We start from the raw sequence: 25505 nt of genomic DNA, 5'->3' as shown, positions 1-25505 counted from the left end.
GAGGTGGCAAACCTGAGTGACGTTATTAAAATTGACAAACTGCCTGAAAAGGCAATTATACCCATGAGGCAGCATGATGGAATTGCTTGTGCTCCTCTGGTAAAGAAAGGCGATGAAGTTATTGTCGGTCAGAAATTGGGGGAATGCGAGGGCAGTGACCTCGCTTATGTCCATTCCCCTTTCTGCGGGACTGTTAACTCAATTGGACTAATGCCAAACCCCAGCGGAAAGAGAATCCTCAGTGTTGTGCTCACGCCTTCGGAGTGTGAGCAAACGGTTGATTTTATACCTGAAAAGAATGTGCCCCCTTCAAGGTTAATTGAGATTATCAAGGAAGCGGGAATTGTAGAGTATTATGAAAAGCCCACATACCTTGCTCTTAAGCCTGGAAAGAGGATTGACACCCTGCTTATGAATGCAACTTTTCCCCTTATTACCCATGCTTATCTGAGTTCTCTTGACAAAGTCCTTGAAGGGTTCAAGCTTATGCTTGAGGCAAGCGGGATTCCAAGAGGGGTCATTGTTTTAAGGGCAGATGATAAGGAATCCATTAAAGCCTTTAAGAATGCAAAGGTTGATGGTAAACCACTTACTGTTGCTCCTATCGTTGGAATGAGGCATGCTGACTACTACCTTGAGGACGTAGAGGATCAGATTATCGTTGTTGCCGCAGGAAATATCACATACACTCCTACGATGATGAACCTGCTTTCAGCCAATGTAATGGGTAGAAAACTTCTGCTGGGACACGAGCTTCCAGATGTTCATGTAGTAGTATGCGGGGTAAAATCTGCTAAAGCAGTATACGATGCAATCAACGAGGGAAAACCCTATCTCGAAAGTGCAGTAACAGTTACAGGGGCGGTTAATAACCCGAAGACTGTAATTGTCAAGTTCGGGACTCCGATCAAGGACGTAATCGATGCCTGTGGAGGGTATAAAGGCGAACCCGGCAAGGTTATTATTAATGGATCCATGGGCGGAGTAGCCGTGTATACGGACGAGGTGCCTGTGGTTAAGAATACCGTCGGAATTGTCGTCCAGACAGAAGCTGAAGTCCTGAGGGACGAAGCAACTGTTTGCATTCACTGTGCACGTTGCGTGGATGTCTGTCCCATGAACCTGCTGCCTGGGAGAATTGCCGCTATGGCTGACCAGGGCATGTTTGATAGGTGCAAAGATTATTTTGCTTTAAATTGTATCGAATGCGGAGAATGTGCTGTAGTCTGTCCTGCTAAGAAACATCTTGTGCAGCTCATACGCTATTCAAAGCTTCAGATTATGAATCAAAAGAACGAAACAGTGGAGGCGACGGAATGACATCCTTTACGGTATCTCCCCCTCCTCATAGAAAAAAGAAAATTTTCATCAAAAATCTCATATGGAGTAGGATTTTTGCCCTGTTACCCATCAGTGCAGCAGCTGTTTATTTCTTTGGATTTGCTGCTCTAGGGAACTTAATTGCTTCAATTTTAGGGGCAGTGGGTATCGAGTTTGTAATCCAAAAGGCGTTCAATAAGAAGCTTACAATACTAGACGGAAATGCCATCTATCTTGGGCTCTTGCTTGCTCTCATTTCTCCGCCTACACTTCCTGCCTGGATGATTTTTATAGGAGGGGCGTTTGCTGTAGGAGTTGGGAAGCATGCATTTGGAGGAATCGGGTCTTATATTTTCCATCCCTCACTTGCAGCCTGGGTTTTCTTAAGCCTTGCCTGGGCTCAGGACATGCTTCCGGGAACTATCCCGATTTTAAGTAGCTTTTCGGACCTGATCCTTGAGAATGGAGCCGGATTCCTTACAGATGTTTCTCCGATCCTTGTGCTTCTTGCAGGAGTTATACTCATACTTGTGAAATATATTGAGTGGAGAATCCCGCTATCATATCTCTTGACAACGGTTATCCTGGCTTTAGCTCTTGGAGACCCCCTGGCTTATGTGGTTTCGGGGACTTTCCTTCTTGGAGTGTTCTTCCTTGCCACGGAAACCGTTACAAGTCCGGTAACCCGGAACGGAAGAATTGTTTATGGAATCCTTTGTGGGTTTCTTACCGTGGTTTATGGGTATTTCTCAGGAAACTATGTATGGGGTACCCTTTATGCCCTGCTTCTGTCAAACGCGGTAGCTCCATTCATTGAACTTAAAACTCTTCCAAAACCCATGGGAGGTGTAGCGGATGAGTGATAGTAAGGAAATTACAAAAGTTATTGTAACAATAGTGGTAATTTCTGCTGTTGCTGCAGCTTTGCTTGCGCTCACCTATACTCCTACCCAGGCAAAGCTCGAACTTTTACAGGCAGAGCAGCAGAAAGAAGCCATGAAGGCAATCCTTCCTCAGGCTTCTGATTTCGAACCAGTTACCGGATCTGAGGTAGATGATGATGGAAATCCTGTTGTGCTTTACTACCGGGGAGTTGATTCTTCCGGAAATGTTGTAGGCTATGTGGTTGAACGGAACCAGGTAGGAGCCCAAGGTATGATTCAATTGCTTGCGGGAATTTCCTCGGATTTTGGTACGATCACAGGGTTTCAGGTTATGAAACATTCCGAAACCCCTGGTTTAGGAGCCCTTATTACCACCCCTGAATTCCAGGGGCAGTTTGTGGATCTTCCGGTGGCCGATACGAGTTTGACCAAAAATGGTGGTCAAGTTGATGCGATTTCTGGAGCTACGATCTCTTCACAGGCAGTGGTAGATGCGCTGCACAGTGCAGTTGATTATGTATCCGCACAGGAGGGCTGATATGAATCCTATAAGTGAATTTATACGCGGAATTACTAAAGACAACCCTACCTTTGGGCTTGTGCTCGGGCTCTGTCCGACTCTAGCAGTCACAACATCCGTGGAAAACGGGATCGGTATGGCCATGGGTACACTGTTCGTGTTGGTAGGTTCGAACATGATGGTTTCTGCGATCCGAAAAGGAATTCCGGGAACAGTTAGGCTTCCCATTGAAATTATTGTCATTGCAACTTTCGTTACGATCGTTGACATGGTGATGGAAGCATTTACACCGGACCTGTACGCATCTCTCGGCGTGTTCATTCCTTTGATCGTGGTCAATTGTATTGTTATTGGAAGGGCTGAGGCCTACGCCCTGAAAAATGGGGTCTTTTATTCGATTATCGACGCTCTTGGTGAGGGTACGGGTTTCCTGCTCGTGTTAATTCTCATCGGAGGAATCAGAGAACTGCTGGGGACCGGCATAATTGATCCGTTCGGAATGACTCTCATCAACCTGAGTGGTATAATAACCCCTGCAATGTTCATGACCATGTCACCAGGTGCCTTCCTCACAATTGCAGTGTTGATGACCATTGTGAACTATCGCAGGCAGCAGAAAGCTGCAAAGGGTGGTTAAAATGGCAGAATCTCTATTTACAATCTTTCTTGAAGGAGTGTTCATCAAGAACTTTCTTCTCATTCAGTTCCTGGGTCTATGTTCTTTTGTGGGCGTAACCAAGGACTTGAAAAGTGCTTCAGGAATGTCGGGCGCTGTAGTCTTCGTCATGGCGATGGCAGCAACCGTATCCTTTGCTCTGTATAATTTCATTTTAGTACCCCTCAAGCTGGAGTTTCTGCGGACTATCGCTTTCATCGTAGTTATCGCAGCACTTGTGCAGCTTGTAGAGTTTATCGTTAGGAAACATGTGCCTGCCCTTTATCGTTCCCTTGGGATCTACCTACCTCTGATTACTACCAACTGTGCGGTTCTCGGGGCTGTGCTCCTCAATGTCATGAACGATTACAATTTCGCTCAGAGCGTTGTCTTCGGAGTTGCCGCAGGGCTTGGCTATACGGTTGCTATGCTGATGATGGCTGCAATAAGGGAAAGGAGCGACCTGGTAGAAGTGCCGAAGTCCGTAGGAAGGGGTGTAACATACGCCTTCTTCATTGCGACTATTATGTCGATGTCTTTCGTGAACTTCTTCGGGGTGATTCCACTTGAGTGATGTGCTCATAAACTCTATAGCCGTACTTGCGGGCCTGGGGTTTGCAGTTGGGGTAATGCTGGTCATTGCTTCCAAGGTCTTTAAGATCGATTCGAATCCCCTTATTGATGATGTTGCTTCCCTTTTGCCAGGGGCAAACTGTGGAGGTTGCGGATTTGCAGGTTGTGCAGCATGCGCTGAAGCAATCGTTGAACAGGGTGCTCCTATAAACAGTTGCCCTGTAGGCGGTTTTGAGGTTGCAAAGCAGATCGGTGCTCTTCTTGGCCAGGAAGTTACGGAGTCTGAGAAGGCTTTCCCTTTTGTCCGCTGTCAGGGTGGACAGGCTCACTGTACGACCCTTTATGATTATCATGGAGTGGAGGGCTGCAAAGCTGCCCTCATGCTCTGTGATTCCAAGAAAGGTTGTACCTACGGCTGTATTGGCCTTGGGACCTGTGTCAGAGCCTGCCAGTTCGATGCCCTCTCCATGGGAGAAGACGGCTTCCCGGTTGTGAACAAGAATCTCTGTACCAGCTGTGGGAACTGCATTGCAGCCTGCCCTAACGGTATACTTACCTTTGCCAGGGACTCAGAGAAAGTGCATGTTCTCTGCCGCTCCCACGATAAAGGTAAAGACGTTAAGGCGGTCTGTGAAGTCGGCTGTATCGGCTGTAAGAAATGTGAAAAAGAATGCCCCACAGGCGCTATCAAGGTCACCAACTTCCTGGCTGAAATTGATCAGGAAAAGTGTACAGCATGCGGAGCCTGTGTTGCTATCTGCCCGCAGAAATCAATCGAGCTCCGGTAATCCGGGCTCGTTTTTTCTGACAGCCTTTTAAGACTAACGAGGTGAAAAATATGCCGTACAAAACTTTCCTTGGCTTGCCTGAAAATATCGTGGCAGCTCTTTGTTACCCTGTGGGTTGGCTCTCTGGCCTGTTCTTCTTGCTCCTTGAGCGCAAGAACAAGTTTGTCCGCTTCCACGCCATGCAGTCGGTCCTGCTCTTCATGCCGTATGTTCTCTTCCTTTTCCTGGTGGCATGGATCCCAACGATCGGCTGGGCCATTGCAGACAGTGTCGGAATGCCCGGGATGCTTCTCATCGTGATCCCGATGTACATGGCCTTCAGGGGCTCAAAGTTCAAAATCCCAATCATAGGAAAGATTGCCTACAATTTTGCCTATGGTGAGTAAACAAACAGATTTAACCTGAAAAACCGAATTGTCCCCCAAAGGGCAATTCAACCTTTTCTTTTTGGATTATTTTTCTCATTTTGGATTATTTTTCTCATTTTGGATTATTTTTCTCATTTTGGATTATTTTTCTCATTTTGGATTATTTTTGTATTTATGGAAAATATTATGGAAAAATCACTCCAGAGTATGCTGGATAACACCTTTTTTGGCGGCCCTATAGGATTTCTCTGCAAGTTCAGCACTTCCCTTTATTTCCATAATTTCCATGTCGAAAGTGCGGGCAAAACCCCGGATATTTTTATGGAAATCAGGGTTGTATGAAAGGCCGGTATCGATTTTTACAACTCGTGAGTTTCTTGGGTCCTTCAGGAAATCGTTGTTGAAATTCCGGGATTTCTTCCTTTCTTCTCTCCACTCTTTCCAGCTCGAGGCCCACATGGCGTGAAGTAGAGGGCGCCAGTCCCCCTGAAGGTCTATATATGGTTTCGCTGTAGGCGGTGTTTCCCCCGAGGGCGGCGCTTATGCAGTCTGCCACGATTTCCCTATTTCCGTCTTTCAGGCAGTAAAGGGGGCACTCAAATCCCGAAAAATCCTCTTCCAGACTCTCAAAGGCTTCTCCGCAACTGCAGTAAAAGAGGAGGATTCCATCCGAGAATGCTGCCATTTCCCTGATCTTTCCGTAGACTTCAGACTTAAGGAGATCGATATCGTCATGAAGCCAGAGCCGTACCCGTTTTTCCAGGAGAAAAGGAACCCTTCCCAGGGGCGCTGTTCCGGGAAGGCAGTTATCTGACTTGAGTTTCTGGAGCAGCCCGAAACTATTCCTTTTTTCAACCACAATCAACTGCTGTAGCAGGTACCGGGCCGGAGCAGGTGCCGGGCCGGAGTAGGTGGCGTAGATAAGGCCTTTCCTGAAAGTTTCCTGTTCAAACTTGAACATTTTACGGAAGGATTCTTTCTGGAGTTTTCCCAGGTTTCGAGGATATCCTGCACATCTGCAGTGTTGTGTTCCTCAACAAGGAGGAGTATATTGCTGTATTCTAAAAGGGTCTTCTTGAACTCCTCAATGAAGAGTATGTGGGGGGCAGCTAAGCTTCTCTCCGTAGTTCCGACAGCTGTGAGCGCATTAAGGTTTGTCCGGTTCTCTATTGTTAAGTTAATGTTTTTAGCTTATTTCGGGAAATTTTGTTTTTCGGTTTTTGATTTGATGCCAGTAAAAATTTTCGACATTAAATGAACTGAAAGTTAAAAGATTGCATTGAATCAAAAAAAATGAAAAATAGATTCGGAGTATTATATTATATTATATTATATTAAAATAGAAAAAGGTAAAAAGATTAGTGAGATACGGATCATTTGGAATATATCCGGTCACTTGACTTTTGCCTGAATTTCCTTTGCAAATTCCTTTGCTTTCTGAACACGGGATGCATCGGGCTGTCCTTTTGTGGAAGGACCTATCTTAGCAAATTCTTTCATCTGAGGGTCATCGGACTTTTCGAGCATATCAATAATAGGTTGTGCAAGTTCACCCTGGCATTCAAATGTACCAAGATAATTGCCACTGGCTGCGATATCCTTGGTAGAACCAGTCCATGAATGAATGGCTTCAAATCCTTCAGGAACAGCATGGGTCATGAAGAATGCTATGTTCTTACTAGCCACATTCTCTTTTACTAATTTTGAAACCTTCTCTGGAATGTTAAATTGCATTACCGGGAAACCCACAAATACAAGGTCATAGCCTTCAAAGTTGCTTACGTCTTTGATGTCTTTGATATCCTTTTCACCAGTAATTTCCCCATAAATAGCTTCTGCGATCTTCTTTGTGTTTCCTGTCTGTGTCATGTATGTTACTAATGTTTTCATGAACTTCCCCCTTATAATTGATATACAAAATATATTGTACTAATATATAAGAACAGGGGTTGGTAAAATGTGTGAACTACTCCTAAGCTAAAGACTTAGTGGCTTCTCATTTCATAGAAGACCATCGGCATCTTCATGAGCGTTAATTCGGGCTATATCATCTCTACTGAGTTCTGTCCATTCGTCCGTTTCGGCTTTACATGAATACGAACTTGGTACAGTGGCTTTGTTCAAGACCTATCGAACCTGATTTCTTATAAATATTAAATTAACAAAAAAAACAACCTTTTTGAAATTTTTCTTCATTGTTGTGTTTTTTTGCCATCTTCCTCAAAATAATATGTTTGTCTTTAAAAAGAAAGTGGATTGAAAGAAGTTCCAGGTTTAAACGGGTAAATGGAATTTTCAAAATTGATGCGGAAAATCGGGAAACAGACCCTGAAAATTAAACTACGGGAAACCGTGTTAGTGCAGGGAATTATGTTAAAAAAAAGGAAAATGAGTATTCCGGACTTAACAAACCTGGAGGATAAAGCCCCCTGAAGGGTACCCGGAATCTCGAATTCAGATAAACACGATGAACAGCAAGTAGGACAATGTCATCATTAAAACGGAGTGTTTGAGCCCTGAAGATACACTTCCCGAACCCATTTTCCCTGCAACCAACCCCGAGCCTAAGCCCTGCAAAAGAGCTGCATGGAAGAAGAGTAGGGTATACTCCTTCAGATTAAAGCCTCCCATGGACATTGCCGGATTGCTGGAACCGTCAAGGGCAGGGAGGAAGAACGCAGCAAGCACATATACTATGATCAGGAAGACGCAGAAGGTCACGAAGATTATGAAGACATAAATAAACATCTCTGCAGAACGCTCTCTTTTAAGGTTTTTCTCAATATCAGCATCATCCGCAACTGTACTGATAACCTGGTGGATATTTCCTGTGGATTCACTTGCTTTGGCTATAAGGGTCAGGCTTCGCCGGGCCATGTTGGTCCGTACCCTGGCTTCAAAACGTTTCAGGGCTCCTACGAGGTTCGAGTTCCAGCGGATATCCGCAACCGTACATTTTATTTCGGATTTCAGTTTCCCCATATTTGACTGGGCTGTAATAGCAATTGCATCGGAAAGCAGAATTCCTGTTCCGTTGATACTTGCAAGCCTTTTAAGGAACTCTGGGACATCATCCTCAATCTGCCTGACCCTCCTAACCTCGATTTCGTGGAAGATAATGTAGGGAATTAAAAGGACAAGAAGGGTTACATAGATATAATCGTCAAGGGTAGATGCAGTTTCAACGAATCCTCCGTAGTATGGCATGTGTTTCATGAAATGATATCCAAAGTACCCGAGCGCAACGGGAGCGCTTATTATAAAAACAGATGTTGGCCTGTCAAGCATAGCCCTTATAGGGTGCAGAAGCACATTTTTGACCCTGGCTACTTTTTCATAAAACTCCAGCTTTTGGAGCAGTTCCTCATCTTTTTCTGTAACTGGCTTTACCCTTACATCACTGAAAGAATCCTGCTTAATTCCGGTGATTCTCTCCTCCGGCATCTTTTCCGCATCTCCTGTAAGCATATCCAGGAAGATGAGGAAGATCATTGACCCGAAGGGAATTGCTCCATATACCAGGAGATAGAGTTGGGTGGGTCCCCTATTATCGATCATATTCATGACCACGAGGATTACCATAAGGAATAGGGGGCCTACAACGAATACAGTAATATAGACCTCTGCCAGGAGCCCGAGAGTCTCAAGGAAATGCTTTTGTTCTTTATTGGCAGCGTTTTTATATACGTCTGTCTTGTTTTTCAGGTAAAGGGTAACGTCTCCTCCACTGGATACTACTGAAATCAAGCCGTCTACAAGATCTTTGAACTGTTCGGACGGCGTCCTGTCGGCTGCATCCCAGAGGGCATCCTGAAGGTCTTTTCCAAAATATTCCATATCCCTTATAATGTTTCTGAATTCCCTTGAAGCAGTCCCGTATATGTGAGAATAATTCGAAAGCGACTTCATGATGTCAAAGATAGTCATGCCCCCGCCCCTCTGCATAACATAGAGAAAAGCAGTTGCATGGGGCATTGATGTATTGATAGCTCGCTTTCTGTTATCAGCTTTCATGGACGGGTAAGCCATAAAAAGCCCATAGGTAAGGGCTCCGATCATCGAGAAAAAGAGGAGGGCCCCCACAACCGTAAATATTAAGGGAAGGTGCGTTCCAATAAAAGTCGGAGTTTCAACTGCATTGATTACCGTGTATGAAATGCCAGACGTCGAAACAATACTTTCCGGGGTAATACCCCTGAAAGTCCACCCTCCTATCAGTAAACCTGCAAGCCCGCCGAAGATTCCCGCAAGCAGGGAAAATAAAATTGCAGTTGAGACATACTGTTCTGCAGGCAGAGGAATCTGAGACTGGCGAATCTTTCTCTTGAACAGGGAAAACCTGTCTTCATTCTCAAGGATTTTTTCTCCAAAGATTCTGAATGCTAGGGTATTTATAGCGTTCATGGAGACCTCCTTAAGTGTAGTGCAGTATCATATCCGACAGGGTATCATTTCCAATCGCTTCCATTACAAGCTGCGGGTTTGTGGCATACATATGCACTATCAGGGAAACACTCACGTAATCACGGATCTGTTTTGTTGTCAGGTGGGCAAGGATCTGTTCCCGGTTCTTAAACTCAATAAATAGTTTTTCAGGTTTCCAGCCTCTTGCTTTCATAATTTCATTGAGCACATAGGAATCCCCGGCCCGTTTGAATATATCCTGCAAAGGATCCCATCGATAAAATTCATTGATCCTGAGACTTCCTGACCTTGCATCAAGCCCTGTAATCTCTACAATTGTGTTGGTTCTCCTGACCCTTTTCTCATTGACATATGTCTGTATCTGGATACTGATGACTCCAAGGGCCTGCATCATCACGTGTGGGACATTTATTGGTTCGTTTTCAAGCCTGTTAACAACTGTCTGCACATCGCTTGCATGCATTGTCGAATAAGTCGTATGTCCTGTTGACATTGCCTGGAAAAGGGTAAGAGCCTCCTTTCCTCGGACCTCCCCTACAATAATATATTCCGGGCGCTGCCTGAGGGCAGCTGTCAGGAGTTCATACATGGACACCTCTCCGGTACCATCTACAGTAAACGATTTTCTGGTTGCGCCTGCGATCCAGTTTTCGTGATGGAGCATGATTTCCCTGGTATCTTCAATGGACACTACCTTTGACAGCCTCGGGATGAAAAGAGAAATCGCGTTCATAAGGGAGGTCTTACCCGAAGCAGTACCTCCTGCCAAAAGTACACTGATGTTGTTTTCAATGGCAATCCAGTAGTAAGCCATCATCTCCATGCTGCATGTCCCATACCTGATAAGGTCAATTGGGGTTATGGGGTCTCCTTTGAATTTACGGATAGTATAGGAACTACCCCTTGTTGTGATTTCTTTTCCAAGGGTTGCCTGAATCCTTGAACCGTCAGGAAGAGTTGCGTCTACAATCGGTTCTCCTATGGAGATATGTTTGCCGCTCCTCTGGCAAAGCTTGACAACCAGAGAATCCAGTTCTTTTTCTCCTAAATGGACATTGGTCACGATGTTATTGTACTTTTGGTGGAAGAGGTAGATAGGGATCTCAATACCTGAACAGGAAATATCTTCGATATTCGGATCCCTAATGAGCGGATTTATCCTTTCGTACCCGATGAAATTCCTCCTGAGGAAATACATTATCTTATGAATCGAGGAAACTTCCAGGGTACTATAGTACTGATCCAGAAGCCTCATGCTTCTGTTTATGAGACTGACGTCCTTTTCCTGTCTGGATATTATATCTTCCTGGGTAAGGACATCTTCCAGATTGTCCCGGACCCTCTCAAGAACAGCTTTTTCATAGGTGGTGAGAGTGGGCTCAACAGCATAATAATATTTCATTTCCACGTTTTCAATTATGCTGATAAAGGCGTAAGGTTCCTCTACCCAGTAGCGTTCTATTTCAGTAAATCCTGCCGGAATTTCATACTCAAGAAGCGGACCGCAGGTTTCAGGGTCATATGGGGGAAGAACCCGGATATCTTCATCCTTAAGACTCCGGATGATTTCTGCAAACTTCTTTTTTGCCCCTTCGGGGGTTTTTACTTCACCAAAGAACTTTTTAAGCTTATCACTTAATTTTTCTCCTTCTTCGATCCCAACTATGTCACGTCCCAGATCCTTCATATTCTCGGTGAATCCGGACTTTTTCTTAATTTTTGTTTTCCGGTGAATTTTTTTATTTTTACTTGAAGTTTTATTTGAATTTTTACCTTTTTTTTCGGCTTCAGGAATAAGTTCGACTTTCTTTTCAGGAGCAGTTTCTGCAGAATCAACAAGTTTTGGTTCAAGAGCTACTTCTGAATAAATGGAGGGGTTCGGTCCAAGATCTTCAATTTCTTCTGAATATGTAGGTTTTTGAGTTCCAGTTGCTTCTATAAAAGGAGGATTCTCCGATACGAATTTATTTATCGTGTCTTTCTTTGTCCCAGTTTCCGGAGATAAATTCTTAAGTTGAACAGTTTTGAGTACAGGTTTAGTTTTCCGGTTTTCGATCTTGAATTTCATGTAAGGAAGGTCTATATTTTCGTATTCTGTATTTTCATTCTCTGTATTCTCAGTTCCCGAAGCTTCCTTCTGAATATTTTCTCTATCTCTGTTGTTGTTACCAGCCTGGGGGCTGTTAATGTTAGCTATATTTAGAGTATCTTCAGAATACGTCCTTTTTATAGGCACCTGTAGAAGACTGAATTTCCCTGCCTGAGCATCTTTCCCGTCGCCTTTAAGCATATTTTTGTCTGGTTTTTCTGAGTCATCCGGAGATTTCTCGTTTTTGGAAACTATAGAAGCTTGTCCCACCAAAGATTTGTTCCCCTAACAAAGTTCTTTATTAGTAGATAATTATATGTGGATTACTGTTTTCTTTTTTTATATGTATTCTAATGCTTTTTCAGCATTATTAGTTATATTGATCAATATTTTGAATGTTCTTTTAAAGCCATTTTTCACTCCTTTTTGAGGATTTAATGGACTAATAATGAAATTTGCATTTCTCAATCATATAAAAAATAGAGTTTAATCGTATTAATCCTTTCATTAATAAATTATATTTATTAAAAAATATATTTACATTATATTATTAATATAGAATGTATAAATTAGCTGAGTAATTGTTTCTCTTTTGAAACACAAAAAGGGATGTTTTAAAAGAACAGGAAAATCAAAGGAGATGAATGAAAAAGGAGATGAAAAAGTGAAAAAAATGAATGAAAAAAAGGAGTAATCAATAAGATTAGAGAAAATGTAGATTTTCAAAGGAGTTTTATCCCTGATAAGGTTATTTCAAACCTGATCGGATTCAGACTGAGGTATGTCCTTCGCATTTTAGGAATCTTTATGTAGCGCTCAACATTCCCTGTATAGGGGTTTTCGTCTACCATGAGCCGGAGACAGCCGCTTACCGAGTATTCTGCAAGGTTATGGGTCTCCTTTAATGCAGTATCGTCCATGACGAACATGGATGTGCAACCTTCCTTTGTGCTCAGGATGAAGGTTAGAGCATCAAACTGGTCCCTGAAATCCTGAATCGAGAGGCGAAGAGTAAAAACTCCGATATTATCAATAACCACAACTCCAGTCCCTTCAGGCACATAATCCGAAAGTGTGGGCAGATCTATCTCGAGACCTTCAGGGGTAAACCCAAATTTGGAAGTCTGGACTTTCTCGGAACGTTTTTGAAAAGACTTTTCAATGGTTAACTGACCTGATTCATAATATTTGGTAAGCCCGAGGCCCAGCATTTCAGATAGTTCGAGGATATCTTCGGGTAGTTCTTCTGTTGCGACCAGGACGCATTTTTTACCATCTAAACATGCCTGATGCAGAAAATGAATCGTAAAAGTAGTCTTGCCAGTTCCTGTGTCTCCAGTAATAAGAAGAACTCTGCCTGGTAGGTATCCACCGCCGATCCTTTCGTCAAGTTCAGGTATTCCTGATGATATTCGTGTCATTGAGCCGACTCAATTAATTTATGTACACATCAAATCCTTTATCTTGAATTTATAGTAAAACCTTAAAGCTCTTGAATTATGAGACTTATGAGAGAGGGCGCAAAACTGAATTTTTTATTACAGGGTATAAGTCGAGCTCTTATTTAAAATTTGCACACAGTATTTTAAGAAAAATACAGGACATAGCAGAAAAAGAAATACAGAGTAAAAAATCTGTGAAAAAAAGGAAACGACGAGAGGGGGACTCGAACCCCCGGGATGCGAGGCATCACGGGATTAGCAATCCCGCGCCATACCGGGCTTGGCTATCTCGTCATATTGAACTTTAGAAACGCGTCCCCTAAAATGCATTTCATATATTTAACCTTTTCCGGAGAAATTACTTAAGATAAATCATTCCTTCTGAAAAATTACAGTTATATTATAAAACCAATCTCTCAAAAACTAATAAGTGATGTGTTTAGTGATGAGCACACCGCAGGTCGTTGCGTCTCGGAGACTTCAGTAGACTGAAATCTCTTCTCCACCCCGCGACCCCGCAAGCGACGGTTGCCCACGGTGAGTCTGCTCCCTTCCGGGCCTCGACCGGTTTCCGCGGTTAGGGCATGAGAACCTGTTCTCCAGCAAGTCCGCATACCTGCACTATCCAAGCAGGACGGGGCTTCTCAGTTGAGACCACAGGCTGGAATCTCTTTGACTCATCTTCCTTTGGCTTCGTCCCCCGCATATCGGCGATTTCGGGTTACAGGTAACGCCGGGCTACCCAGACTAGCTCATCAACTATGTAAAGACATTAGTCACTTATAAAACTATCCCTCCCGTTATGCATTTTAAATCCTTTTCCCTACATATACTATGTGCCCTGGAAATCGAAAAAACGTATCAGGTAAATATTTATTGAGAAATCATATATTTGGGCAAAACACTAAAGGGCTGAATATTTTTCTGCCGAATCTGTTTTTAAAAGCTATTTTTAAAAGCTATTTTTAAAAGCTATTTTTAAAAGCTATTTATACATATCAAAGAAAGGTTAATGGAGAGCCTATAAAACTTCAAAATATATGTTCTAATGAATAAAATACCTTATTTATTTATACGTCGTTTTTCAAAGTAATAGATACATAATATAGGTACATAATAGTCCAAATGGCTTACAGTATGTTAAAACACCTGGCAAAATAACTAAGCGAGGGGAGTTTGTATGAGATATGGAGTTGCAATTGACCTGGGAACAAGCGGGTATCGGGCTCAGAAGATTGACCTTGATACACAGGAGATTAAAAGAACAGTAATAACATTGAGAAATCCTCTTCCCGGAGCGAATGTGATGGATCACATGGACTTCGCAATTCACTACGGGCAGGATCTTGCGCACGGGCTTTCCGTAAATGCGGTAAAGACCCTCCTCCAGACCCTTGATGTGCAAAGCGGAGAACTTGATAGACTTTCAATCTGTGGAAACCCTATCCAGTTGTCCATTTTCCAGGGAATCAGCATTGAGGACCTGGCTTATGCAGGGGAACGGAAGAAAAAGAAGTACAATATACAGGAACAGAACAGGAATGCGAGAATAATATCCAGCAGCGAAATTTCAGGGCTTGAGGAATTTAACTGTGAAGTTGTCGTCCCTCCTGCAATAAAACATGAAGTCGGCGCCGATGCCCTTGCTCTTATAATTAAATCGGGAATGCTTAACAGTGATGAGATTTCGATTGCAACGGATTATGGGACAAATGCTGAGATGGCGCTCAAAGTAAAAGACATTATTTATACAGGCTCAGCGGCTGCAGGTCCGGCTCTTGAAGGGCAGCAGATAAAGTATGGGACCCTTGCTTCTCCTTATGCAATTTCTGATTTTGAATTTGAGGATGGAGCATTGAGGAATTATGTATTGAATGAAGAGATGAAACCAGATCCGGGGGATCTTGTGGATCCCAAAACCGGAGAGATCCTGGAAGAGGGAAAGATCAAAGCCAGGGGAATTACAGGTACTGGGGTTATTGCCCTTCTTGAAAAAGCTATTGGGCACGGTCTTGTTGAACTCCCAAAAGTCAAAACCCCGGATGAATTAATTCATCTGCAGAACAAAATCACATTTTCGGAAAAAGACCTCAAAGAAGCCGGAAAAGCCATAGGCGCGATCAGAGCAGGGCATCTCACACTCTGTGCGGTTGCAGGCATAGAACTGACAGATATTGATACGGCGTATATGGCAGGTGCTGCCGGCACATATATGGATGCGGAAAAAGCCCAGAAAATTGGCTTGATCCCTTACTCTACAGGGAATATTGCTCAGCTCGGGAACACCTCTCTTGCTGTTGCAAGGGAAATCCTGCTTTCGGAAGAAAGGCTTTGGGAGCTTCAGGATATCGCAAGCCAGATTATAGGCACTCACACAATGTTTGCGACTGCTCCGGAGTTCCGGGATGCTTATGTCCTTGAACTTGCGTACTGGGAAGAAGGAATGCCTTTTAAGATGTTTAAGAAATTCCTTAAAAAGAAAGGTCTTCCCTCACTTGATGAGCCCATAGCCAACCCTGTGGTAGATAAGCGGGTGGAAAGAGATATTCCTGTTCTTGGTGAAGAAGGTCTCTATGTACTCGAAAGAGTCGGGACCTATATGACAATGGTTGTCGACTGCCCTGAGTGCAAGAAGTGCATAAAAGTCTGCCCCAACGACGCCATTACAATTGATGAGGAAAGCAGGATTATGATAAGCACTGACCTCTGTGAAGGTTCACATTGCCAGAAATGTATTAGAGCCTGCCCACCTGACAAATTTAACTGGGAGAATCTGGAGGTCTTTAAACCAGAGAAACAGGAGTCAGATTGATCTGAGTGTTAATGGATCAGCATAAGGTTCTTCTGATGTAGAAAAACGTTATTTTGAACCTTGTATATATAATTGCAAAAAGTAATGCTGATGGGCGAACCTATATAATGATATTTCTAAGTTCTAAGTAACGTTCAGCATTACTCTCTTTATTTCCAAATATTTGAATAACTATTCGGAGTGAAAAAGGGTCGAAGAAGCAAGATATATAAAAACCAGTTTGTGAATTCAAAGTAAAAGTAAGAAGTAACCTTTTAAGTAACCTTTTAACAAAAAGGAAGTTTTGGACGGTTGTGTGCAGAATAAACACAAATTATATAAATAACCTCCTCATAAAGAATTATTGAGGCATCTAATCCACTTTCACACCGTAAATCATCTACCACATCTAGCCCAAATAGATTTTTAAGTTACGCAACGCCGTTTTTTAGATGCCTCAATACCACATAAAACAACGCTGACTGGGATAGAAACCTCTCATATAAATATATTTATATTTATATTTAAAAATAAAACTTGGGTTAGCGATCACATTTAGCAGAAGAAGTAAATTTTGTATAGAAACAGACATTAAAGTTTCTTAAAACTCAAAAGCTTTAATATCTCTACAAAAAATTCTCTCTTTTTGTTCAGGTTTATTCGTGTCAGGGCATCAGTAGGATACTCATTAGATAATTCTGTAATGATTATTCTGTAATCCTAAGATAATACTGTAATTCTAAGATAATTCTGTAATGATTATTCTGTAATCCTAAGATAATACTGTACATATTTGTTTTGCTAAATCAGACATATAGAGATTATGACAGGAAATTGGCAGGAAGTAAGCCAGATAGAAAGAATATCCATTGGTCATCGGTTAAGAAATATTCTTGCCTGTTGCCATCGATTTTAGAGCAAAAGTTAGTCTCAAATTTTGGACATCGAAACTAAAATCGATGCCTTATTCCAACTTCACATAAATATATGTTTTTGGCTAATGTTGCAGAAATAGGGCAATTTATCGTGATTCCCCTCTTAACCGAAGACGCATGAAAGAATATCTACCTTGACCTCTACTTTGAATGACGCCTTAAAGGCTGAGATATTTAATGACAGGCAATATGCTGAACAAGAGAAGAGAACTACTGAAAAAGAGACTGGGGGAATGAATCTTTTAGAAAGAGTATGGAGTAAAACTAGCACAAATTTTATAAATAACCTTTACATAGGAGTTAATGAGGCATCTAATCCACTTTCACACCGAAATCAGCTACCACATCTAGCCCAAATAGATTTTTAAGTTACGAAACGCCTATTTTTTAGATGCCTCAATCACCCAATTTGGATGAAACGTTTGATGAAGCCTTCTATTAATCATTGAATTCATCTGATATAAATATTTATATTTAATTCCAACTATAATTATACCGGGCAATTGATACTTTTCCTATTTTTGTGTAATCTTATATTTTTGGAAATACAGGCAAAAAAACCTCAATATACAAACATGCTCTTTTATAAAACCTACATTCCGCAGTATTTTTTGAAAATCAATATTTTTTCCGATAGCGTTTTTCAAAAATTCTCAATTAATATACCCAAACTGAAATTTGAATAAAAATTGAATACTAAGTTTTTTGGTCTCTGAACATACCGTATAGCCATTTTTAACTCCTGCATAGAAATCCGAGAAATTCACGTTAGGACAAAAATCGATAGCAAGAAAAATAATGAATGTACGAAAAATACTGCGGAAAGTGGGATAAAAGAATAATGAAAAGAATAATGAAAAGGAAGAGGTCAGAGGGAATAAGCTTCACGAAGTTTTACAACGAGCGTTTCGACCTGTTCCACTGCTGTTCCTATATACTTATCAGGATTTACGAGGTTCTCAATATCTCCTGCACTCAGGTACCTTGAAACAGAAGGCATATCCAGAAGTACCAATTTGAAATGCTGCCCTGTTTCATGGGCTACCATCGCTGCATTCCGGACAAGTTCATGGGCTTCCTGCCGGCCTACACCTCTTTTTGCAAGTTCTATCATTACAGCTTCGCCCATGTTCAGGCCTCTTAGCAGATCCAGATTCCTGCGGATATTTTCTGGATAAAACCTTAGATTTTCAAGCACAGTGATACCGAGTTTAATGATATGGTCCGTAAGCACACAGGCTTCCGGGAAGACAACTCGTTCACAGGAGGAATTTGTAAGGTCCCTTTCGTCCCAGAGGGTATTGTTAAGAAGTTCAGGCTCAATCATTGCTCTTACTATCCGTGCAAGCCCGCAGATCTGCTCGGATTTTATTGGGTTGCGCTTGTGAGGCATGGTAGATGAACCAACCTGCTTTTTCCCGAAGCTTTCCTCAACCTCGGCGATTTCACTGCGCTGAAGAGTCCTGATTTCGATGCCGATTTTTTCCAGAGTAGTAATAGTATTTGCCATCCACATGACAAACTCAGCATGTCTGTCCCTCTGGATGATCTGGTTTGAGACGTCCACAGTCCCGATTCCGAGGTGTTGCATTGTAAGTTTCTGTATCAGGATTCCGGATTTTCCAAAAGCTGCCTGGGTTCCGACAGCTCCGGTCATCTGCCCTACGGTGGCTCTCGGAGTGAGTTCATATAAGCGGTCCAGATGTCTTGAAATCTCGGAAGCCCAGATTGCAAAACGGAGCCCGTATGTTGTGGGAACGCCTATCTGTCCATGTGTCCTTCCGCAGCAAACTGTGTTCTTGTGGGCTTCCGCCTGGTTTACCAGAACTCTGAGCAGGAGTTTGAGTTTATCTTCCAGGATATCAATTGCGTCCTTTATCTGGAGAGCTGTTGCCGTGTCAAGGATGTCGTTTGAAGTGGCTCCGAAATGGACCCATTTTCCTGCATCTTCTCTACACTGTTCCGAAATCGCAACAACAACTGCCATCATGTCGTGGTGGATCTCAGATTCTATTTCGTTAACCCTTTCAGCCTTCACAGAGGTAACGCATTCGGAGATGACCTCAGCTGCTTCTGCGGGGATAAGCCCCATATCCGCTTCTGCCCGGGCAAGGGCTGCCTCGGTCTGTAAGATTTTGGCAAGTCGGTTTTCCTGACTCCATACATATTTCATTTCTGCTGTACCGTACCGGTATTCTATTGGATGAATAGCCACATCAATCACCTTACTGGAATCGGGAGTTTTATTTTATCCCGGGTCTACTTTAAGCCTTAATTGTTCTTAGTTTTTAATTGTCTGAATAATATTTTTTTCCTGAATTCCTTTAGGCTAAATTATCCTTTAGGCTAAATTACCCTTTAGGCTAAATATCCTTAGCTTAAAGGATTTCTGGCAATATGAAGTTTCAATATTAACTTCACAAATTATCATTACCGTTCCATTACTGTTTCACAGCTGTTAACTTCAGCTGGCAGGGTACGGAATAAACAACAGAACCAATAAATAAACTTTGAGTCTATAGGATGAACAAAATCTGGGCAGGTGAAAGAGAATAAAGGGTTACAAACTCAGCAGGTAGCGTAATTTTTTAATGAAAAACATTATATGCCTTAACATCCTTTATGCGGGCTATCTACCGTATCAATATTAAAAAATAATAGCAGGTGACAAAAATGGGTCGTTTTCCAGAAGCCGAAGAAAGATTATTAAACAAAAAAATCTGCATGAAGTGTAATGCCAGAAATGCCATACGGGCAACCCGCTGCAGAAAATGTGGCTACGGTGCTCTTCGCGTGAAATCTAAGGAATCCAAGGGAGCATGATCTTTTTTGCAGGTGGAAGCACACCTCCAGAAGATTATTGAACAGTGTGGAAAAGTTCATCTTACTCTTATCGACCCGGCGTCCCAAACGCCTGAACGAGCTGCTGATATTGCTTTTGCAGCAGTTGAAGGAGGCACTGATGCCATCCTGATAGGGGGCTCAACCGGAGCGTCGGGAACCATATTAGATGAAACTGTGTTAAAGATTAAAGAAAAGGTAAATGTTCCCACCATCCTTTTCCCAGGAAGTTCAGCCGGACTCAGCAGTTATGCAGATGCCGTATTTTTTATGAGCCTCCTGAATTCCAGGGACATAGGGTATGTGATCACAAACCAGGTACTTGGAGCTCCGCTTGTATACAAGAGCCAGATTGAACCAATCTCTATGGCATACCTTGTGGTTGAACCTGGAGGCACTGTTGGTTGGGTAGGGGACGCAAAATTGATCCCCCGGAAGAAATCCGAAATTGCTGTGGTTTATGCCCTTGCAGGCAAATACCTTGGAATGCACTATACCTACCTGGAAGCAGGGTCCGGAGCCGATAAGCCTGTCAACCCCGAAATGATAGGAGCTGTCAAACACGTACTCGGGAAAAACAAACTTATTGTTGGTGGCGGGATCAGAGACGCAAAAACCGCAAAGCTCTGTGTTTCTGCAGGTGCGGACATGATCGTTACCGGCACGATTGTTGAAGAAGTAAAGGACGTAACTGCAAAGGTGGCTGAGATTGTATCAGCCATAAAAAACTGAACTCCCGTAAATCTGTATTCAAGGTGTGCTGCCTGCTTTTTAAGTATCCAAATAAAAATTCCTTATATTCAACTGTTCTTTTTTAAATATCTATTTATTTTTTTAATACCCTGCCTTTGAAAGCATAAGCTATCTTTATATGAAGAAGCGTAAAACCCCTGAGTCTTTAGCTCAGGGGATATAAGCGTCAACTTCAACCCTGATTCCGTATGTAATATTCTGCCGCCTCTTTACTTACATTTCCGATAGTAGACGCAAAATAACCATCACTCCATAACGTATTCTCACCCCAATAATACTTTTTCAGATATTCTTTTTGAGTTTTCCATAACCTGTTAGTATATTCTTGTTTCAATTTTCTGACAATTGACAAAACGCTAACTTTCGGCTCACTCTTGATCAAGAAATGAATATGGTCTTTGTCAGTTTCCATTTCAAGGATTTCAAAGTTAGACTCTTTTGAACTGTCACTCATAATCTGTTTGAGTTCTTCGCTAATTGGTTCAAGTATGACTTTTCGGTATTTGCAAACAAAAATAACATGATACATTATCAAAAATTTGCTATGATTCCGTGTTTCATACTTCGTATTTATCAAAAAGTATATATATTGTTAAAGCATATAATGCCTTTGTATGATGCAAGCGTTCAAATTTAGACTCTATCCTACAACTACACAAGCTATTCAATTGAATCAGCATATAGGTAGCTGTAGATTTGTCTATAATTGGGCACTTGACCAGAAAATTAAAACTTATGAGCAGACAGGGGAATCAATTTCCAGATTTGACTTAAACAAATTAATTCCTACTCTAAAGGCTTCTAATGAGTGGTTAGGAGAAGTTAACTCTCAATCATTACAGGGGATGACTAAGCAGGTTGAATCCGCTTTCACTAGATTCTTTAGAGAGAAAACAGGGTTTCCAAAGTTCAAATCAAAAAAGAATCCGATACAGTCTTTCCCTGTACCTCAACACTACACTGTAAACTTTGAAAATAATACTATTAAGCTTCCTAAAATAGAACCAATTAAAGCAGTTCTTCACAGGAAGTTTGAAGGAGAGCCTAAAACGGCTACGGTATCAAGGACATGTAAAGGACATTACTACATCAGTATCCTTGTTGAAGATGGAAAAGAACTTCCAGTAAAGGAAGCTTTCACAGAATCAACAACAGTAGGAATTGATGTAGGTATCAAAGACTTTGCTGTCCTTTCAACAGGAGAAAAGGTTGAGAATCCAAAGTACTTGAAAAACTCTCTTAAAAGGCTCAAAGTATTACAGAAAAGAGTCTCAAGGAAACAGAAAGGCTCTAAGAACAGGGCAAAAGCTAAACGAAGACTTGCTGTACTCCATGACAAAATAACAAATCAGAGAAATGACTTCCAGAACAAACTCTCTTTTAGACTTGTTAGCGAAAACCAAGCTGTAGCTCTGGAAACTCTAAATGTTAAAGGCATGGTTAAGAATCATCACTTAGCACAGGCTATAAGTGATTCTGCGTGGAGTAGTTTTGTAACAAAGTTGGAATATAAGGCTCAATGGTTTGGAAAAACCGTCCTGAGAATAGGACAATTTGAACCCTCTTCTAAGCTATGTAGTGTGTGTGGATACCACAATAAAGAGCTTCAGCTAAAAGACAGAGAATGGATTTGTCCAGACTGTAAAACCAAACACGATAGAGACATTAATGCCGCTATCAATATCAAAAAATTCGCTCTCATAGATCAGAATCTAATTGGATTATGACACCGTAGGGACTACGGGGATGAGCTTGGGGACTTGCCCTCAATAGAGGGAGGAATGAACCAAGAAGCCACTCAGTCTTTAGCTGAGTGGTAGTTCACTGAATATAATAATAACCTCCAAATAAGATATCATGGAATTATGATTCTTTAGACCATAAACTCACAAAAGGAAAATGTCCAAAATAGGGGGAAAAATATGGAAGTAAGAGAAGAAGTCCATTCACAGATTCTGGAAATCCTTAGGGGTGCAAAATTTCCAATCAATACGCTGGAGGAATTGATTGCTGCTTTACCCGAGGGGCTGGACACAACATGTATGATAGGTGGTACGGAGGTCACGGCGGCAGAGGCGAAAAGCCTTCTTTCTGAAAATGATTTTCCATTCAAAGACGCAAAACACGTAGCAGATCTCCTGGTTGAAAGAGCGGGGCTCTAAATTTTGCTTCACTGCAATCCTTACTTATACCGAAACTTTTTATTTCTGAAACCGTTTTTATACTTAGAAACTATCCTAATGCTTAACTTTCTGGGATATGTAACAGCATCAATTTACAGGCAGCAGATTGTAATAAATAGTTTTAAAGGTAATATCTGACTCTTATTTTAGTATCATTATCCTGTCAACGCAAAATGTTCTATTAATATGAAAGGATCTGAAAATAGTATGTTTAGAGCAGACAAATCTTCGTGCAGTAAATATAAAGTCTGCAGAAACCTACAGGATTCTTTAATTTGCAATAAACACTAAGAGATATAATTATGATCAGGATTTCCAATCTGGTAAAGGATTATGAGGTACGTTCCAAAAAAATAAGGGTATTGGACCATATCGACCTCATGGTGAAGGACGGAGAGATTCTCGGAATTACAGGTAGAAGCGGAAGTGGGAAATCTACCCTACTCCGAATTATCCGGGGAGTTGAGTCCTTCGATGAAGGAACTGTGGAAATTGAGGGGAAAACTGTAACCCCCGATTCAGGGATTGAAGGAGAACAGTTCCTGAAAAGCGTAACCGCAATACACCTCCAGCGAAATTTCGGGCTCTGGAACGGACCTGCGATAGAAAACGTCATAAGGAAACTGAATTACCTTCGAATAGGTCATGAAGCTCTCCCGCATAATGAGACTGAAGATTATGAAGAGCTCTTTGCCGAGGCGATGGAGTACATGAAACTTGTGGGGTTGGGACACAAAGCCCTTCACTCTACCAATCTCCTCAGCGGAGGGGAAAAGCAGAGAGTTTTAATGGCGAGACAGCTTGCCGCAAAACCCAAAGTCCTTCTCCTGGACGAGCCTGTAACAATGACCGGGCCGGATACAAAGCAGGAAGTCCTTGATGTGATAAAGGGCTTGAAAGAAAAACTGAATATTCCGATTATAGTGGTCTCCCACCTTCCTGAAATCCACGCCTATCTTGCAGACAGGCTTATATTCCTTGAAAACGGGAAAATTGCAGCTGATGGAGAACCTGCCGTGGTTCTTAAAAACTTCCTTAGGGACCTGAAACCCAGGGAAGAACTCTCAGAGTCCGGGAATAAGGAAACCTGCATTAAAGTAAGGGATATTTCAAAACGCTATTCCCTTCTCCGGATGGGGGAGGTCCTCAATATCAAAAACTTCTCTCTCGATGTTTATGGAGGAGAGATCCTGGCATTTATCGGTCCGTCTGGAGCTGGAAAGACAACCATTATGAAATTAATGGAAGGATTGGTCCAGCCAAAAAGCGGATTTGTTGAATATTTATGCAGAGGGGACTGGGTAGATGTTACCGGATACAGCAAGAAGCGCATGGAACTCAGGCGGATTATGAGTGTTATGAACCAGGAATTCTCAATGTCCGTAAACTCCACTGTGAGGGAACAGATCCGTTTCAGGTTGAGCATGAAAAAGCAGGGTGCAATTGAATACGCGAGAACTAAAGCCCAGGAAATAGGACTTTCGGATGAGACTCTGGACACTATCTACCGCCTGCCCGATATGCCTGAAGAAGAAAAGACTGCTGCACTAAGGGAGATGGATCTCAATGACACGGTTTTTTCCGAACTTTTCCCTGTAGTTCCGGCCACTGATGTCGATGCCTATGCAAGACCGGTCTTTGAAGCCCTTGACCTGCAAATGGAAGTTCTTGACAAAACTCCTTACCAGATAAGCGGAGGAGAACATGTCAGGGCTTTTATTGCCATGAGCCTTGCTACTTCTCCCGAATACCTTATGCTCGACGAACCTTTCGGGGACCTCGACCCTGTAACCCTCAGGGACGTGACAAATTCATTAAAAAGGATCAATAAACGCTTTGGCACTACCATTGTACTCGTGAGCCACCACATGGATTTTGTTCGGGAAGTTGCCCACAGGGCGGTATTGATCGAGAAGGGAGCTATTGTAATGGATGGAAAGCCGATTGAAGTCTGCCAGGAGCTTCTCAACAGGAGCAATGCTCCTTACATGGTACATAGCCTGGAAGACCTCATTGAAGGCAACTTAGAAAGCCAGTAATTCGAGAGTCTGTTCAAGACTCTTTTCTTATTTTATTTCGGCGTTGCCAATTGATCTCATCCTCTCCAGATTGTCCAATAAGCAGGGACGGATTAAAAAGCATCAGATTTATTTGCCTTCTTCCTGAGATTCATTTACAAGCCGGTCCCATTCCTCATTTCCGAATTTTATATACAGGCTCGGAGGTACGATTGGTTTTTCAAGGTCTTTAACTGTTTTTTCAGAAAATGCCTGATTTTCAACAACATCCTTCCCGGCAGATCTGAGCAGTTTGTTGTATTTTCCTATCAGAGGTTTTAGTATGATGTTTTTTTTGCCCCTGAAAATTTCTCCTTCTCCCCTGTAGATTTCTGCAATCAGTTCGGTGTGAAAAGTTCTTGCTAATCTTCTGAAAAATAGACGCATTACCTCGAAATTTGTCTGTCCGGGCAGTCCGGCATTCGAAAGCACAACGAATTTTGGATACTTTTCGTAACGCTTAGAGTGCCTGTATTCACCCATCTCATCCTCCTCAAAGTGAGGCAGAAGAACAGGAGCAAGCCTGTCTATGAAATTTTTCATTATGGAAGGAACATTCTCAAAATATACTGGACATGCAAAGACTACAATATCCGAAGCCATAAACTTAGGAAGCAAATCGTCCATATCATCTCGAATAATGCATTTTCCAGGGGTCTTGAGCCAGCACTCAAATTTCCCCGTGCAGTACCTGATATCCTTCTCGGCAAGGATAATATTTTCAGTTTCTGCCCCGGCTTCTTCTGCTCCTGTCAGAAACTCTTCCACCATAAGGAGAGTATTTCCTTCCCGGCCCTTATGGCTCCCGCTGAACACTGTTACTTTCATATAACAACCCCCTGTTGCCCCATGATTATTAATATTGGTGAGCCGTCTTCTCT

At 42.2% G+C, this 25505-nt stretch carries 21 protein-coding genes, 1 tRNA gene, 1 other RNA gene and 1 pseudogene; 13 read left to right on the top strand and 11 right to left on the bottom strand.

Annotation, left to right across the window (positions count from 1 at the left end):
- Positions 1 to 3: 3 nt before the first annotated feature.
- The 7 genes from rnfC to MSWH1_RS14995 are packed head-to-tail and all read left to right on the top strand — an operon-like array spanning position 4 to position 5126.
- Entirely contained in the window at positions 4 to 1320 is a 1317-nt protein-coding gene (rnfC, locus tag MSWH1_RS15025) for an Rnf electron transport complex subunit RnfC (protein ID WP_231591813.1), read from the top strand.
- Entirely contained in the window at positions 1317 to 2183 is an 867-nt protein-coding gene (gene rnfD / locus MSWH1_RS15020; protein ID WP_048129746.1) for an Rnf electron transport complex subunit RnfD, read from the top strand. Before rnfC ends, rnfD begins: the two co-directional genes overlap by 4 nt.
- A complete protein-coding gene (rnfG, locus tag MSWH1_RS15015) occupies positions 2176 to 2742 on the top strand; it encodes an Rnf electron transport complex subunit RnfG (RefSeq protein WP_048129745.1) in 567 nt (188 codons plus the stop codon). Before rnfD ends, rnfG begins: the two co-directional genes overlap by 8 nt.
- A 1-nt stretch (position 2743) precedes the next feature.
- Positions 2744 to 3361, top strand: coding sequence for an Rnf electron transport complex subunit RnfE (gene rnfE, locus MSWH1_RS15010; RefSeq protein WP_048129744.1), 618 nt, complete (start codon positions 2744 to 2746; stop codon positions 3359 to 3361).
- A gap of 1 nt (position 3362) precedes the next feature.
- Positions 3363 to 3953, top strand: coding sequence for an Rnf electron transport complex subunit RnfA (gene rnfA, locus MSWH1_RS15005; RefSeq protein ID WP_048129743.1), 591 nt, complete (start codon positions 3363 to 3365; stop codon positions 3951 to 3953).
- A gap of 1 nt (position 3954) precedes the next feature.
- Complete coding sequence (locus MSWH1_RS15000) at positions 3955 to 4740, top strand: Fe-S cluster domain-containing protein (protein ID WP_369798612.1); 786 nt, start codon at positions 3955 to 3957, stop codon at positions 4738 to 4740.
- A gap of 50 nt (positions 4741 to 4790) precedes the next feature.
- Entirely contained in the window at positions 4791 to 5126 is a 336-nt protein-coding gene (locus MSWH1_RS14995; RefSeq protein ID WP_048129741.1) for a DUF4870 domain-containing protein, read from the top strand.
- Positions 5127 to 5303: 177 nt separating this feature from the next.
- On the opposite strand, the gene MSWH1_RS20620 is transcribed toward MSWH1_RS14995, so the two are convergent.
- The 8 genes and pseudogenes from MSWH1_RS20620 to ffs form a co-directional block, all read right to left on the bottom strand.
- On the bottom strand, positions 5304 to 5567 hold the full coding sequence (locus MSWH1_RS20620; protein WP_255350467.1) for a DUF1638 domain-containing protein: 264 nt from the start codon (positions 5565 to 5567) through the stop codon (positions 5304 to 5306).
- A 94-nt stretch (positions 5568 to 5661) separates the two neighbouring features.
- A pseudogene (locus tag MSWH1_RS20615) lies at positions 5662 to 5793 on the bottom strand (hypothetical protein); the annotation flags it as partial.
- A 707-nt stretch (positions 5794 to 6500) separates the two neighbouring features.
- Positions 6501 to 6998, bottom strand: a complete 498-nt coding sequence (locus MSWH1_RS14980; RefSeq protein WP_048129739.1) for a flavodoxin family protein — start codon at positions 6996 to 6998, stop codon at positions 6501 to 6503.
- A gap of 564 nt (positions 6999 to 7562) precedes the next feature.
- Positions 7563 to 9512, bottom strand: coding sequence for a type II secretion system F family protein (locus MSWH1_RS14975; protein ID WP_048129738.1), 1950 nt, complete (start codon positions 9510 to 9512; stop codon positions 7563 to 7565).
- A gap of 10 nt (positions 9513 to 9522) precedes the next feature.
- A complete protein-coding gene (locus MSWH1_RS14970; protein ID WP_231585739.1) occupies positions 9523 to 11892 on the bottom strand; it encodes a type II/IV secretion system ATPase subunit in 2370 nt (789 codons plus the stop codon).
- A gap of 452 nt (positions 11893 to 12344) precedes the next feature.
- Positions 12345 to 13043, bottom strand: coding sequence for an RAD55 family ATPase (locus tag MSWH1_RS14965; RefSeq protein ID WP_048129737.1), 699 nt, complete (start codon positions 13041 to 13043; stop codon positions 12345 to 12347).
- Between the two features lie 230 nt (positions 13044 to 13273).
- A tRNA-Ser gene (locus MSWH1_RS14960) sits at positions 13274 to 13358 on the bottom strand.
- Between the two features lie 149 nt (positions 13359 to 13507).
- Positions 13508 to 13822: signal recognition particle sRNA (ffs, locus tag MSWH1_RS18570), an RNA gene on the bottom strand.
- A 422-nt stretch (positions 13823 to 14244) separates the two neighbouring features.
- On the opposite strand from ffs, the gene MSWH1_RS14955 reads away from it, so the two are divergent.
- A complete protein-coding gene (locus MSWH1_RS14955) occupies positions 14245 to 15876 on the top strand; it encodes a methylamine methyltransferase corrinoid protein reductive activase (RefSeq protein WP_048129736.1) in 1632 nt (543 codons plus the stop codon).
- 1782 nt (positions 15877 to 17658) lie between these two features.
- Here the strand turns inward: MSWH1_RS14955 and purB are convergent.
- Complete coding sequence (gene purB / locus MSWH1_RS14945; RefSeq protein WP_048130668.1) at positions 17659 to 19005, bottom strand: adenylosuccinate lyase; 1347 nt, start codon at positions 19003 to 19005, stop codon at positions 17659 to 17661.
- 458 nt (positions 19006 to 19463) lie between these two features.
- Here purB and MSWH1_RS14940 point away from each other — a divergent pair, with 458 nt between their 5' ends.
- A complete protein-coding gene (locus MSWH1_RS14940; RefSeq protein ID WP_048129734.1) occupies positions 19464 to 19613 on the top strand; it encodes a 50S ribosomal protein L40e in 150 nt (49 codons plus the stop codon).
- Positions 19614 to 19619: 6 nt separating this feature from the next.
- Positions 19620 to 20363 (top strand): geranylgeranylglyceryl/heptaprenylglyceryl phosphate synthase, encoded by a 744-nt coding sequence (locus MSWH1_RS14935; RefSeq protein ID WP_048129733.1) that lies wholly within the window; start codon positions 19620 to 19622, stop codon positions 20361 to 20363.
- Between the two features lie 193 nt (positions 20364 to 20556).
- On the opposite strand, the gene tnpA is transcribed toward MSWH1_RS14935, so the two are convergent.
- A complete protein-coding gene (gene tnpA / locus MSWH1_RS14930) occupies positions 20557 to 20970 on the bottom strand; it encodes an IS200/IS605 family transposase (protein WP_156148205.1) in 414 nt (137 codons plus the stop codon).
- Positions 20971 to 20998: 28 nt separating this feature from the next.
- On the opposite strand from tnpA, the gene tnpB reads away from it, so the two are divergent.
- The 3 genes from tnpB to MSWH1_RS14915 all read left to right on the top strand — a co-directional run bounded on the left by tnpB (position 20999) and on the right by MSWH1_RS14915 (position 24606).
- Positions 20999 to 22111 carry an IS200/IS605 family element RNA-guided endonuclease TnpB gene (gene tnpB / locus MSWH1_RS14925; protein ID WP_048127540.1) on the top strand — a complete coding sequence of 371 codons (1113 nt, stop codon included), beginning with the start codon at positions 20999 to 21001 and terminating at the stop codon, positions 22109 to 22111.
- Between the two features lie 195 nt (positions 22112 to 22306).
- Positions 22307 to 22546: an MTH865 family protein gene (locus MSWH1_RS14920; RefSeq protein WP_048129731.1), complete on the top strand. Its 240-nt coding sequence runs from the start codon at positions 22307 to 22309 to the stop codon at positions 22544 to 22546.
- Between the two features lie 323 nt (positions 22547 to 22869).
- Entirely contained in the window at positions 22870 to 24606 is a 1737-nt protein-coding gene (locus tag MSWH1_RS14915) for an ABC transporter ATP-binding protein (RefSeq protein ID WP_048129730.1), read from the top strand.
- A gap of 108 nt (positions 24607 to 24714) precedes the next feature.
- Here MSWH1_RS14915 and MSWH1_RS14910 read toward each other — a convergent pair whose 3' ends face one another.
- A complete protein-coding gene (locus tag MSWH1_RS14910; RefSeq protein WP_048129729.1) occupies positions 24715 to 25452 on the bottom strand; it encodes a flavodoxin family protein in 738 nt (245 codons plus the stop codon).
- Positions 25453 to 25505: the final 53 nt, after the last annotated feature.

Source organism: Methanosarcina sp. WH1, assembly GCF_000970005.1.
In the GTDB taxonomy this organism is placed as follows: Archaea; Halobacteriota; Methanosarcinia; order Methanosarcinales; family Methanosarcinaceae; genus Methanosarcina.
Note: the sequence above shows the minus strand (reverse complement) of the source record. Positions and strands in the feature narration are given on the sequence as shown.